We start from the raw sequence: 13,017 nt of genomic DNA on the forward strand, positions 1-13,017 counted from the left end.
TTTCTTGAGGTACTACCTTATGGACCATCATTTTGGTGGCATATCTCCATTTTAATCTGTCAATAATATCCATTCTATCTTATTTTAAAATTCAACACATATAAAAGTAATTCGCATTTAACCCTAGAGATAAACACGAATTACATCTTTGATGAATTAACAAAATCATAAAGTTTTAGTTTGCAGTAAGCTTTCTATTTATGATTAAGAATAAGATTTTTAGGCTTCATTAAGAATGATATTTACAAATCGTTTTATTCTATTTGATTCAAATCTAACCCCATAAGTTGGAGATTGATAAAACTAGATTGAGTGAAATGTTAGCAAAAAAAGAGGCTCTCTTCAATGAAGTAGCCTCTTTAAACTTATTTTGCTTCGTGATCTTAATAAACCAATCGAACATTATCTATCCAAAAAGAGTTACCTGGCGAACCAATATAGGCTCCTCCATGGCTTGACGCAAATTGAAGAATAATGTGAGTAGGCGTTTCATCAGCATCTGCCCAGCCTACTTCTTGAATAGGCACACTCTCACCCTTACTATTTATTGTAAAACGTTCTTCATCTTGAATGTGCATTCTATCTTCTAAGTAATAACGACTAGATGTTATGTCTCCATACATTATTTCATAAGTAGCATCTTCAACCCAATTGGTAGATTCATAATAGTAATTGACCATTGTACCTACTCGCTTAGCAAAAACATTTCCATTCCCATCTTCCCATCTCTTTTGTAAAAGAAGAATAGCACATGGTAAGTCTTTACCCTTGATCGTTTTACTTTTACCAAAACCAGTAGCCTTTATACGATTTGGCTCACCAGAAAGTTTGATTTTATAATCAAAACGAACGGCTCTAGGTTTCTTTGAAAAAGGGATACCTGATACCAAGATCTTTTGAGGATTCTTGGTACTCTTAATGGGTTCATTGACCGAACCTAAGAAAGTAGAACCTGCAGCTAATACCGTAATATCAACTATACCCAAAACTCTAACGCTTTCCATACGTGTATCCATACGGGCAGAAAATCCAGTACCTCTACGATCAGGAAAAACAGAAGTGTTTGTTTTTGTAATCCCTGCCACTTTAGCAAGGACATTAGACGTAGCCCAAGGTGATCCCCCCTTATTAACATAAGGTATCGCCCCCTCAATTATCTCTGTCGGTCCAATAGCATAAACATCTTTCATGTTACCACCAATGATTCCCGACTCTTTGATTCTACGATTGATCCATTGATTCATATCACCAAAGGGAATCATTTCCTCTCGTTCATTTTTCAGGGTATCTCCTAATATTCTTTGTGCATCTATATCTCCCGAAAAACAGACTAGCGCTACAAATAGGACTAAGAATTGCGAGTTATATTTCATAATGTTATTGTTTTAATCTAAAGAATATCCCCACTGTTTTAAAGCGAATCCCCAGTTTTCTTCTACCAACTTAATCGTACGATCATCATACTTATACTTGTTCTTTTTATACCCTTTCTTCTCTCCTACATAGTTTTGAATAGCTCCTTTGGCTTCGTCAAAACCTTTAAGATTCAAAGATTCGTATATTTTCTGAGTCATACCCATAGCATCAGCTTCAAAATCCTCAAACTTCACTTCTATCAGATTACCTTCTGGTATAAGATGTTTCTCAGCTTCATACTGATGATACAGCTTCGCATAAATAGAAATAATATTCTTTTCAATCTCTTCATTTGAGATATCTTGAAGTTTTAAAGGTTGAATAGTATTTGTAAAGAAACTCCGAGTAGACTCTAATACCGTATAAGGATTTCTCATCAAGTAGATAAACTTGGCATTGGGGAACATCTTTATCAACTCTTTCACCCTACCTGTATGTGGTGGGTTTTTACTTAAGAACTGCTCTCCCTTTGTATTCCAAAGAGATATTTTTATCAGCTTTTTAAATGTCTCTTCAAATATCTGAAGCTCATTCTCTGAGATATCATTGAATAGTAAATATTTATCAGCATACTCTTGCATATATTGAGGTAGGAACCAAAAATTATAATAAGTGTATGGCATCATATTAGCCAATGCAAACTCCTCTTCTTGAGGAAGATCTACAGCCAATTCCATATTATCTGTAGGTCTTTTGTCGGGCATTAAAAAGCTCATATTCCCCTTAAAGAAAGTCTGCCCCCACATCATTAAGTGAGGAAAAACAGTTTGATAAGTTGTATTGTATCCAAATCTCTTATCACAAGATAAAACATTGTGTACAAATGTAGTTCCACTTCTCCAATGTCCTAAAATAAAAACAGGGTCTTCTGATAAAGGAATATTGGCTAATTTTTTATCGAATCTCTTGTTTTGAATTTTTGCAAAAGGAGACAGCAGACGGCATACCGCTTTGGTTAATCTATATTTACTTTTATATGCAGGATCTATCTGACGCCCAGCAGTTATTGCATTAAACGTCTTCCAGTCTGCACCTACTAACGTATTTATTGGAAGTTTATTAAACTCTAATAATCCCATCTAATTCTATTTACTTTACTACTCTAATTCCTAAGCCTTGTCTTTCAAGTTCTTTTACTGCTTTCATAACAGCATCATAATGACTAGGATCTATCCCTAGTTTATTGAAATCGAGCACAGGCCTATCATCTGAACGATTAACGTCTTTATCAGCAACTTCATCTATAATCATACCTACAGCACAAGTGTTGTTGGTGATCGGATCAATTAAGATAAAAGCTCCACAAGATTTATTATCCTGATAAGAATCGAAGAACAACTCTTTAGCAGCAGTAAATACTACTCGCCCTATTTCATTCAAAACTAAGTTCTGAACTTTTGAGTGCTCCATAGTATTAACATCTACTTTGTACTTAATGTTATCAATTCGTATTCTGCTGGTATTTGTAGTATGCTTAATAAAGAACTGTTTATCAGTATCCATAGGCTCTTCATCCATCCATACAAGCATAGATTCAAAGTTTCTACTGACTTTAGGCAGAGCATTAGGGTGAACTAACATCTCGCCTCTAGATACATCAATTTCATCTTCTAGAGTAATCGTTATAGATTGTGGAGGGAAAGCATAGTCTAAATCTCCTTCATAAGTAACAATACGAGCTACTTTGGATTTTTTACCAGATGGCAATGCCATAACTTCATCTCCTTTGCGGATGATACCCGAAGCTACTTTACCCGAGAATCCTCTAAAATCAAGATTAGGACGAAGAACATACTGAACAGGGAATCTGAATTCATTAAATTCATGAGCCTCATCTGTTTTTACAGTTTCGAGATGTTCAAGTAAGGATATTCCTTTATACCAAGGCGTTTTATCTGAAAGCTCTACCACATTATCTCCTTCAAGTGCAGAAAGAGGGATATAAGTTATATTGGGGATATGAAGTGGTTCAACAAACTTTTTGTATTCAGCAACTATTTCTTTAAAACGATTTTCATCATAGTCTACTAAATCCATTTTATTAACAGCTAATACCACATTCTTTATGCCCAATAGAGAAACAAGGAATGTGTGTCTACGGGTTTGTGTAATCACCCCATTCCGAGCATCTACCAAGATAATAGCCAATTGAGCAGTAGATCCACCAGTAATCATATTTCGGGTGTACTGTTCATGTCCTGGGGTATCTGCAATAATAAATTTCCTGTTATTCGTAGAGAAGTAACGATAGGCAACATCGATAGTGATACCTTGTTCCCTTTCTGCTTTAAGTCCATCTAGTAGCAAAGCATAATCGATATGCTCACCTGCATTACCTATACGCTTACTATCTTTCTTTAGAGCGTCTAATTGGTCTTCATAAAGCTTTTTACTATCAAAGAGAAGACGACCAATCAATGTAGATTTACCATCGTCAACAGACCCTGCAGTAAGAAAACGCAAAAGGTCTTTTTGTTCGTCTCTATCTAAAAACTCTGTTATATTCTGATTTACTGACATTTTAATTCTTTTTAAAAATAACCTTCACGTTTCTTTTGTTCCATACTGGCGTCTTGATCGAAATCAATCACACGTGTTGTTCGCTCACTCTTTGTTGTAGTCATCATCTCTTCTACAATCTTTTCAATTGTATCGGCTTCACTTTCAATGGCTCCTGTTAGAGGCCAGCAACCTAGAGTACGGAAACGAATATTTTTATATTCTACTTTTTCTAATAACTCTTTTGGTATTCTATCATCATCTGGCATTATTAAATTACCATCAATTTCGATGACAGGTCTTTTCTTAGCAAAGTAAAGAGGAACAATTGGAATATTTTCTAATCGAATATATTGCCATATATCTAATTCTGTCCAGTTACTCAAAGGGAATACACGAATGCTTTCGCCTTTGTGAACACGAGCATTGTAGATGTCCCACAATTCGGGACGCTGGTTTTTAGGATCCCACTGATGAAAATTATCTCTAAAAGAGAATATTCTTTCTTTAGCTCTCGACTTTTCTTCGTCACGACGAGCTCCACCAAAGGCAGCATCGAACTTATATTTATCCAAGCCACTTAGTAGAGCCTTCGTTTTCATTAAATCGGTATGAACTTTACTACCATGGGTGAATGGACCTACACCTGCATGGAAAGCTTCCATATTACTCTCTACGATAAGATTCCAACCATGTTCTTTGGCATATTTATCGCGAAATTCTATCATTTCTTTGAATTTCCATTTTGAGTCAATATGCATTAAAGGAAATGGAACTTTACCTGGATAAAAAGCTTTTTCAGCTAATCGCACCATTACTGAAGAGTCTTTCCCAATACTATAAAGCATCACTGGATTCTCAAATTCCGCAGCCACCTCACGGATAATATGAATAGACTCTGCTTCGAGTTCTCTTAAGTGACTTAATTTATATTCTGACATAATCTTCGTATATAGTATATCTGTCGGTTTAAATTTAATATTTATTTTTTACTCTTGGAAGTATGAGATCCAATAGAGCTTGTACAGACTCTTGGATACTTAGCTGAGATGTATCTAAAGACAAAGCAGGAGATTCTGGTGCTTCAAAAGGAGCCGAAATACCAGTAAAGTTTTGAATTTTACCTTCTCGTGCCTTTGCATATAAACCTTTCACATCTCTACGTTCGCATTCAGCTAAAGGAGTACTGACAAATACTTCCAAAAAATCATCCTTGCCAATAATGTCTGCAGCCATTTTACGCATCTCATTACTTGGACTAATAAAAGCTGCTAATGTAATAATACCTGAGTCAATAAAAAGTTTAGAAACCTCGGCGATTCTTCTAATGTTTTCTTTTCTATCTTCTGCAGAAAAGCCTAAATTATTATTGATTCCTGAACGAATATTATCACCATCAAGCAACCTACACAATAATCCTCTTTGATGTAGTTCTCTTTCTAAAGCAATAGCAATGGTACTCTTACCCGAGCCACTTAAGCCTGTAAACCATACCATTACGCTTTTCTGCTTCAATAAGTCTTCTTTATCTACTCTACCTAGCATCTTATCAAAGACGGGATATATATTATTTTGATTATTCATAAATGTTGTCAAATTAAAAAGGCCAAATAATAGGAATTAAAAATACAGCTATTATAAAGGTAATTATATTTAAAGGTAAACCAATCTTTAAAAAATCGGTAAATTTATAATCACCAATACCTTGTACTATTAAATTAGTTTGATATCCAATAGGCGTTGCAAAACTAGCTGATGCAGCAATACATATTACTACAAAAAAAGGTGTAGGACTTACCCCCAACTGACTAGAAATTGATAAGGCCAAAGGGAATGCTAAGGCTGCTGCTGCATTATTGGTTATTAACTCTGTAAAGATATTGGTAATAATGAAGAGTACGGCTAAGAGAAAATGGGGTCCGAAATACTCACTTAATAAAATCATTCTACTGGCAATTAGATCTGCCACTCCAGAATTTACCATTGCCTTACTGATAGCAAAAGCACACGCAATAGTGATTAATATATCCCAGGAGATATATTTTGTATATTTTCTGGGAGAAAACAATCTAGCCCAAGCCATTATAACAGTAGTTACTGCCACAAAAAAGAACATATCTAGCTGTATGTTTGGAAATCTTTCTTTTGTATAAGGGAGCTCTCCAAGTGTAGCACCTACAATCATCAGTATCAATAGAAGAATAGCCAAGATACGCCTTTTCCTTCCTATAGGTTCTAAGTCTTCCTTATCATGTCCATTAGCTAACATTACAAAGACAGAAGACTCCCCCCAAGTAGGAACAAAGGTTTCGTCTGCTAATAAAACAAGAGTATCCCCTTCTTTTAATCTTACTTTTTCTCTATTTGAACTAAAAGTATGTCCTGCTCTCTTAATTTGTTTTACTTCGGCTCCATAATGGCGCTCAAAGTTAAACTCCTTCAGATTCTTATTAATACCAGGAAATCGAGGACCTATCACAGCCTCAACAAGGTTAAGCCGATTGATGTTTTCTCCCTCTTTTAATCCATCTCTACGATCTGGCAATAGTTTTGAAGAAAAGAAAAACAAGTAAATTATTCCTCCTAAGGCAATAAAAACACCTACTTTGCCCAGTTCAAACATAGTGAACCCCTCATAACCTGCTGATAAAATCATACCATGAACTACTAAGTTGGTAGATGTACCAATGAGAGTACACATCCCTCCAAGAATAGTAGCATAAGAAAGAGGAATCAGGAATTTTGTTGCAGGAAGTTTTACCTTCTCTGCCCACCTCTTTATAATAGGTGCAAAGATTACAACTACGGGGGTATTATTCAAGAATGCAGATATGACTGAGATGACAGGTAACATTCTAAGTTGTCCCCTAAAAACAGTTGTATCCTTTTCGGGTAGTAATTTGCGAATGAGCACACTTAATGCACCCGACTTTCTTACTCCTTCACTGATTAAGAACAGCAAAGCTACGGTAATAACCCCTTTATTGCTAAAACCATCAATAAGCTCTTCAGGTGTAATGATTCCTGCACAGAGAAAGAATACTGCCACAGAAAAAAGAATCATTCCTGGACGCATTCTATCCATCACTAAAGCAGTAATCATAGAGATTAGAGCCAAAAAAACCAAGACTATTTCTAAAGTCATATTTTACTATTCTACTTGACTATAAACCAAGGATTTAATAAATCTTCCTTGTTATATTCTAAAGCTTCATTGGGGGTTAAAGCCTTGACAATTTGTTTTCCTGCTGCTAAAATTATAGCATGTCCTGCAGCCGTATCCCATTCCATTGTTGGGGCAAATCGAGGATACACATCTGCTATACCTTCAGCTACCCAACATATTTTAATTGAGCTGCCGGCAGATACTAACTGGATATGATTATGTTGTTTCTCTAATTCACTAATATAGGCTTGAGTTTCCTCAGACAAGTGAGATCTTGAAGCAACAATAACATATTCATCTCTATTTTTTCTTGCTACAGGTAATTTTGTTGCATTTGAAATTAGTAAATCTAAATTACTTAAGCCCTCTAAATTTGAAATATTAACATATTTATAGGCTCCTAGCTCACTAGAAGCAAAATATAATACTTTTTGAACGGGAATATAGACAACTCCCAGGGTAGGAACATTATTTTGGAGCAGTGCTATATTCACCGTAAATTCTCCATTTTTCTTTATAAATTCTTTGGTTCCATCTAGGGGATCAACCACCCAAAATTGATCCCAGTTTTCTCTTTTCTCAAAAGGTATAGCCTTTCCTTCTTCACTTAAAATGGGAATCTGAAAGGAGCTCAACTGAGATACAATTACAGCATGAGCCTTTTTATCTGCTATAGTTAAAGGAGATTGATCAGACTTTCTTTCAATCTGAAAATCGGCCTTGGGATCATTATAAATAGATAGTATTTCTACGCCAGCTTTTAATGCTGCATCAATAGCTTTATATAAAATATCTTTATTCATCGAACTCTAAATACAAAATAATACGAAGTTAATACCTTAATAAAAAAAGGGCTAACAACCATTTGGCTGTTGCCCTCTATTCTTTAATTCAATATCATATCATTAGTACACGCGATATAGCAACCAAGCTCCTTGGAAATCTTTTCTACTAGGATATTTTGCTTTGAAAGAGTCTCTTGCATATTCAGCAGAACCTCTGTCGTCAAAACTAGTTACAATTACACGGTACATATTAGCATCAGCATTATAAGCAACAGTACTATTATAGCCTTCGCCGTCTAAAAATCTTTTTAAACCTTCAGCATTTGATTTTACACCAAAGCTACCTGCTACAACACTGTATTTCTTCAATCCGTCAACACCTGAAACAACTGTTACTTTTTCTTCACGAATAGTTCCAGTATTAGATGGCTTAACTTTAACAGGAGCAGAAACCACAGGCTCTACAGGCTGTTGTTGAACTGGTGCTACATATTCTACCTCTTGTTCTTCAGCTAATTCTTGTTGCTTAGCTTGTTCATAAGCTTTTTTATAAGCACTTTCTGTTGATTTACATGAAGCAAAACCTAGCATCATACAAACACCTAAACTAAAAACGAATAGTTTTCTCATAACTCGTATCATTAAAAATATTAATATTCTATTATCCATTCAAGTACATGTTACTGAATAAGATAACTATTCTTATCCAAACATATCCTCTCAAGTCTATATTAAGTAGCAAATTAATAGAATTTAATCGTTCTTTCAAAAAAAATGTCAATAAAAAAGAGTCAACAAATTATGTATTACGCATAATTTTAACTTTATTTGGGCAATCTCTCAAATAAAGAGTAATATCTAATTTCAGGCTATATTTGAATCTATTTTATAAGAAAGATTTATAGTTAAAGCTACTCCGATATTTTTCAAAACAAATTACCCTTTATTTATGTTTTATATTATAGTAACTTAAAATTAAAAAATATGAGAACGTTAAATGTAATCGGCGCTTTTTTAGGCGGTGCAGTTTTAGGTGGAGTACTTGGAATCTTATTTGCTCCTGAAGAAGGTGAAAAAACACGTGCAAGAATTGCTGAAGCTCTTCGTAAAAAAGGAATTAAACTAAATCGTGATGAAATGAAAGATTTAGTAGATGAAATAGCTTCAGAAATTAAAGGTGAAATAAAAGATTTATAATAGACCCCTACCAACTGTATGTTTATAAAAGAAAACAGTATCAATAACTTTAAGCAGCTCTTTGCTGAGATTAAGAAATACCTCGATTTACAGAAAGAATATGCCAAAGTTGAACTAACAGAAAAGTTATCTGTATTAATATCGACTCTGGTAATAGGAGGATTAGTACTTTCTTTTGGCACTATAGCCATTTTATACCTTTCATTTGCGCTAGCTTATAAGTTAGCAGAGTATGTGGGAGGAATGGGTACTAGTTTAAGCATTATTGCAGGTGTATTATTACTTATCTTATTAATAATATATCTAAATCGTAAACGTCTTATTTTTAACCCAGTAATTAACTTTTTGGCAAATTTATTTCTTAACGACTCAAAGTAATGGATAGATTAAAATATAAATTAAAAAACAATGAGTCTATAACACTAATTGATGTAAAAGAATACAAACAATTAGTATTAAATCAGCTTAGAGAGCAACAAGCAGTTGTTTCAACTAAAGCAGAAAACATTATTTCTCCGATAACAGATACAGGGAGTACATTAATGAACTCTTTTAATCTTGGGATGGTTGCTTTTGATACCATAAGTATGGGCATTAGAGCTATCAGAAGATTTAGTGGTTTGTTTAGAAGGAGAAGAAAATAATTTTATTGACATTTCTGTTTTCTTAGAAAATAAAGAAGGAGACTATCTAGTTGAAAAGCGAGATAGTCTCCTTTTTTATTCCTAAAAACGAAACTTGGGGCAAATAACGGATCACTTACAAAAGCAGAGGGGAAACATCAAAAAGATTATCTTTCCTTAGCCTATTGGCTCTTGTTTAAAGTGGAGCTGAACGGGGTGTATTTAGCATTGGTTATCAACTAATTGTATTTAGAGGTATTTGGATAGGCGACTTATATCATTCAAACTTCACATAGGGATTTACACATGAAATTTTCCAAAGTTCATCCTTTTCATCATAATCAAAGTAAATTCCATTGAGATTATTAACTTCGGAAAAATCAATATCTGATTTGTCTATTTTGTTTATAAAACTAAAGTTAGGACTTAATAAAATTAAAGTCAATATAAACTATATCTAAATCAAACAAAAAAGGAGATAGTTTTCTACTATCTCCCTAAGTCTTGAATCAATCTGTATTTATCTATTTTTCAACTCATTACTTAATCTCTTCAACTCATCGAAATCATCTCTATCAGCTTGTTTAGCCTCCTCTCTTTTCCGTCGAGCATTAAATTCTTCATAGATGGCATCAACTTCACTCTGCATTTGCAATTTACTGATAGAGCCTGCACCCGTCAAGAGATGTTTCAAATTTATCAACATTTCCTTACCCTATAATTCAGTTGTAAAGTAATTCTTTACAACTGAATTATCATCTAACTCTCTATCTTCTAGTATATTTATGATATGCATACTAATATTTTGCTTAGAGGTGTCAAAAAGTTCGGCAAGCTGGTTTTGATTCATCCAAACATTGCCGTCTTTTGTCATTAGAGGGACAGAAGCTTTGCCGTCATCCGTATTGTATATAATTATATCTTGATCCATGTATTTTGTGGTATTTAGTAAGTATAAAAATAAATAATAAGGGAAGATTAAATAAAATGACTTTTAATATCTACTATCAATTTCTTATCGATGCCAATCTCTATTGCCAAAGTTTCAAACTTAGAGATCCCCAACTGTACTTGTGCTATCAATGCTTTATAATTCCTTATGTCATTGCTTTTTGCAACTTCAATTAAATCACCCATAGCAATGTCATCGTCTTTGCCATTAATGGATAGAGCATGCGTATTAGCATAGGTTGGTGCAGTTAAATCAACACTAAATGTGATATCATAAGCGGGGGACAGCCTCCAAACCCCCTCTTTATTCATTATAAAGGCGAAATTCCTAGAATGATCCTCCACATTTTTAGCTAGTACATTAAAAACCATACGCAAATATTGCTGTTCACTATCTTCGTAAGGTAAATTTAATCGACGAATTACAGCAAATAGTTCTTCGTAACTGGTTGCTAAAGGATTCATAGCAGCTAATGTTTGTACATGAAGTTTTTCGTTGCCTACTCGATCAAAACGCTTGGTTAGAAAATGAGTTACACCTTCATAAGTCTTCAATTCAGAAGGCATAATATGTATTCCTGCAGATACAGCCATCAAATAATAGACATATTCTAACTTCGCATAAGGATAGGAAGAATTATCATCGTATTTAAGAATATAATGTTCGAATCCGTTTGGTATTGTTCCTTGTCCAGACTTCACTTCATTTGTTTCTTTATTGATAGCAATAATTGCCTTCGGTCTTTTTCCTCCTGGTGAAGAACTAATCTTAATCAAGTCTTGCCATAAAATCGAATTTTCAGCTCGTAAGACAGTATCTCCTCTTTCCGACAAAACCTCTTTAGCAAAGAGATATAATTTTTGAACGTCAACATCAAAAGCATTATCGCGTCCTAACTCTTTCGCTGGTTCAAACTCTAGTGCACCCATTGCACGAGTCCCAATAAAAGAAAGATGATCTACCGGAGTTACTTGCTTTGTAGAAATCTTATTTTCTCGCAACCAACCTATAAATAGTGAATTTCCATATTTATCGGGGAGAGAATCGGCTAACATAGGAGGTAAACCAACATAAAGTTTGTCTGTGCCACCTAACCAAGGCATTCCCCTTTTACTTCGTTGGCTATTTATAGACATAGATAGTGGAGCTATATCAAGTCCTTTTTCAAGAAAACTTACCTCATATTCAAATACGGCTAGTTTCTGTTTTTTATCCCAATACAGATAACCAACATCCATACCCCACAAAGTAACTTTAATTACATTTGTATCCATATCTACTTCATTTTATTCTGTTTGAATAATTCTTTAGCGCTCAGAGGCAATTCTGGCAGTAATTTTTCTACCTCTTCTAAACTTTCTATTGCTCGAAGAAGTTTCAAAAGTGATGCCAAAGTTATCCCTGCAGATGCTCCACTTTCAAATGAACTAATCGTAAAAACACTTAATCCTGTTTGTTCCGAGACCTCCTTTTGAGTGTACCCCATTCTTTTACGATACTCTGCATAACGTTTTCCTAAATCGCTAATTATCGTACTATTTGATGATGCGTATATCTCTTTATTCATTTCATAATCATATATACACAAATATAGATATATCTATATATAATCCAATTAAATAAACATTATTTTAGATATATCTATAGTAAAAGCACATATATCTAGCCAAAGAACCTAGATTAATAATTACTTAATCAATACTTAATCAGCCCTTTAAAAGAGATGATTATACGGTTCCATATTCAACTCATAATAAACAGATCTACCTCCTCCATACTTGTTAAAAGCACCTATCGCAGATAAGTGTTGCAAATCACGAGTTGCAGTCGGTTTTGAAGTTTTATTTATTGATATATATTTCTTTGCTGTCATTCCTCCTTCAAAACCAGATGGGCCAGCATCAAACATTTTATTTATTGCCTTTATCTCCCTTTCGTTTAATTCATCAGCGTAACGATCGAAAAACTTTGTTTTATTTAGTGTATGTAATGCAACACTCTTAATGTTCTTTATTGCACTAAGCAATACTCCGCAGAAATAGGCTATCCAGTCGGATACATTTAAGTCGCGCTGAGCTTTTTTTATCTCTTGATAATATTTCTTCTTATCCAGTTCTATAGCGTGTGAAATATTAAGTAAGATAGGCATATCTAAACGCTCTGCTAAAACTTTTTCTGCAAGTGCCCTACCGATACGTCCATTTCCATCTTCAAAGGGGTGTAAGGTCTCAAAGTAGAGATGTGTTAGAGCAGAAGTAATCATTGCATCTCCTATTTTACCAAACTCTCTATCTTCAAAGTTCTGATACCACGCAAAAAAACTGATTTAAAAGCTCAGGTAGTGATTTTGAGGGTGGTGCTTCATAATGTACTTCTATT

General features: G+C 34.2%; 16 protein-coding genes. 3 read left to right on the top strand and 13 right to left on the bottom strand.

Going from position 1 to position 13,017, the window contains the following annotated elements:
• Positions 1 to 383: 383 nt before the first annotated feature.
• The 8 genes from K8V80_RS09170 to K8V80_RS09205 form a co-directional block, all read right to left on the bottom strand.
• Positions 384 to 1,373: a PCMD domain-containing protein gene (locus tag K8V80_RS09170; RefSeq protein WP_006745482.1), complete on the bottom strand. Its 990-nt coding sequence runs from the start codon at positions 1,371 to 1,373 to the stop codon at positions 384 to 386.
• Positions 1,374 to 1,385: 12 nt separating this feature from the next.
• Entirely contained in the window at positions 1,386 to 2,495 is a 1,110-nt protein-coding gene (locus K8V80_RS09175) for a sulfotransferase family protein (protein WP_276777247.1), read from the bottom strand.
• A gap of 10 nt (positions 2,496 to 2,505) precedes the next feature.
• The gene (gene cysN, locus K8V80_RS09180; RefSeq protein WP_276777249.1) at positions 2,506 to 3,936 is read right to left on the bottom strand and encodes a sulfate adenylyltransferase subunit CysN; all 1,431 of its coding nucleotides are present in this window, start codon (positions 3,934 to 3,936) and stop codon (positions 2,506 to 2,508) included.
• Between the two features lie 11 nt (positions 3,937 to 3,947).
• Complete coding sequence (gene cysD, locus K8V80_RS09185) at positions 3,948 to 4,874, bottom strand: sulfate adenylyltransferase subunit CysD (protein ID WP_276777276.1); 927 nt, start codon at positions 4,872 to 4,874, stop codon at positions 3,948 to 3,950.
• 16 nt (positions 4,875 to 4,890) lie between these two features.
• Positions 4,891 to 5,499 carry an adenylyl-sulfate kinase gene (gene cysC / locus K8V80_RS09190; RefSeq protein WP_276777253.1) on the bottom strand — a complete coding sequence of 203 codons (609 nt, stop codon included), beginning with the start codon at positions 5,497 to 5,499 and terminating at the stop codon, positions 4,891 to 4,893.
• A gap of 13 nt (positions 5,500 to 5,512) precedes the next feature.
• A complete protein-coding gene (locus tag K8V80_RS09195; RefSeq protein WP_276777255.1) occupies positions 5,513 to 7,060 on the bottom strand; it encodes an SLC13 family permease in 1,548 nt (515 codons plus the stop codon).
• A gap of 11 nt (positions 7,061 to 7,071) precedes the next feature.
• Positions 7,072 to 7,884, bottom strand: a complete 813-nt coding sequence (gene cysQ, locus K8V80_RS09200; protein ID WP_276777257.1) for a 3'(2'),5'-bisphosphate nucleotidase CysQ — start codon at positions 7,882 to 7,884, stop codon at positions 7,072 to 7,074.
• Between the two features lie 102 nt (positions 7,885 to 7,986).
• Entirely contained in the window at positions 7,987 to 8,496 is a 510-nt protein-coding gene (locus K8V80_RS09205) for an SPOR domain-containing protein (protein ID WP_276777260.1), read from the bottom strand.
• Positions 8,497 to 8,850: 354 nt separating this feature from the next.
• On the opposite strand from K8V80_RS09205, the gene K8V80_RS09210 reads away from it, so the two are divergent.
• From K8V80_RS09210 to K8V80_RS09220, 3 genes are read left to right on the top strand one after another with little or no spacing between them, the layout of a single operon-like run.
• The gene (locus K8V80_RS09210) at positions 8,851 to 9,063 is read left to right on the top strand and encodes a YtxH domain-containing protein (RefSeq protein ID WP_006745490.1); all 213 of its coding nucleotides are present in this window, start codon (positions 8,851 to 8,853) and stop codon (positions 9,061 to 9,063) included.
• Between the two features lie 18 nt (positions 9,064 to 9,081).
• Positions 9,082 to 9,441, top strand: a complete 360-nt coding sequence (locus tag K8V80_RS09215; protein ID WP_006745491.1) for a phage holin family protein — start codon at positions 9,082 to 9,084, stop codon at positions 9,439 to 9,441.
• On the top strand, positions 9,441 to 9,707 hold the full coding sequence (locus K8V80_RS09220) for a hypothetical protein (RefSeq protein WP_006745492.1): 267 nt from the start codon (positions 9,441 to 9,443) through the stop codon (positions 9,705 to 9,707). The genes K8V80_RS09215 and K8V80_RS09220 overlap by 1 nt, the downstream gene beginning before the upstream one ends.
• 499 nt (positions 9,708 to 10,206) lie before the next feature.
• Here K8V80_RS09220 and K8V80_RS09225 read toward each other — a convergent pair whose 3' ends face one another.
• The 5 genes from K8V80_RS09225 to K8V80_RS09245 all read right to left on the bottom strand — a co-directional run bounded on the left by K8V80_RS09225 (position 10,207) and on the right by K8V80_RS09245 (position 12,901).
• Positions 10,207 to 10,392: a hypothetical protein gene (locus tag K8V80_RS09225; protein WP_276777265.1), complete on the bottom strand. Its 186-nt coding sequence runs from the start codon at positions 10,390 to 10,392 to the stop codon at positions 10,207 to 10,209.
• 9 nt (positions 10,393 to 10,401) lie between these two features.
• Positions 10,402 to 10,617: a hypothetical protein gene (locus K8V80_RS09230; protein WP_276777268.1), complete on the bottom strand. Its 216-nt coding sequence runs from the start codon at positions 10,615 to 10,617 to the stop codon at positions 10,402 to 10,404.
• A gap of 47 nt (positions 10,618 to 10,664) precedes the next feature.
• Positions 10,665 to 11,912 carry a type II toxin-antitoxin system HipA family toxin gene (locus K8V80_RS09235; protein WP_276777271.1) on the bottom strand — a complete coding sequence of 416 codons (1,248 nt, stop codon included), beginning with the start codon at positions 11,910 to 11,912 and terminating at the stop codon, positions 10,665 to 10,667.
• A 2-nt stretch (positions 11,913 to 11,914) separates the two neighbouring features.
• The gene (locus K8V80_RS09240) at positions 11,915 to 12,205 is read right to left on the bottom strand and encodes a helix-turn-helix domain-containing protein (protein ID WP_276777274.1); all 291 of its coding nucleotides are present in this window, start codon (positions 12,203 to 12,205) and stop codon (positions 11,915 to 11,917) included.
• A 147-nt stretch (positions 12,206 to 12,352) separates the two neighbouring features.
• Positions 12,353 to 12,901: a Fic family protein gene (locus K8V80_RS09245; RefSeq protein WP_338083569.1), complete on the bottom strand. Its 549-nt coding sequence runs from the start codon at positions 12,899 to 12,901 to the stop codon at positions 12,353 to 12,355.
• Positions 12,902 to 13,017 lie beyond the last annotated feature (116 nt).

Source organism: Bacteroides coprosuis (genome assembly GCF_020741705.1).
GTDB classification, from domain to species: Bacteria; Bacteroidota; Bacteroidia; order Bacteroidales; family Bacteroidaceae; genus Bacteroides_E; species Bacteroides_E coprosuis.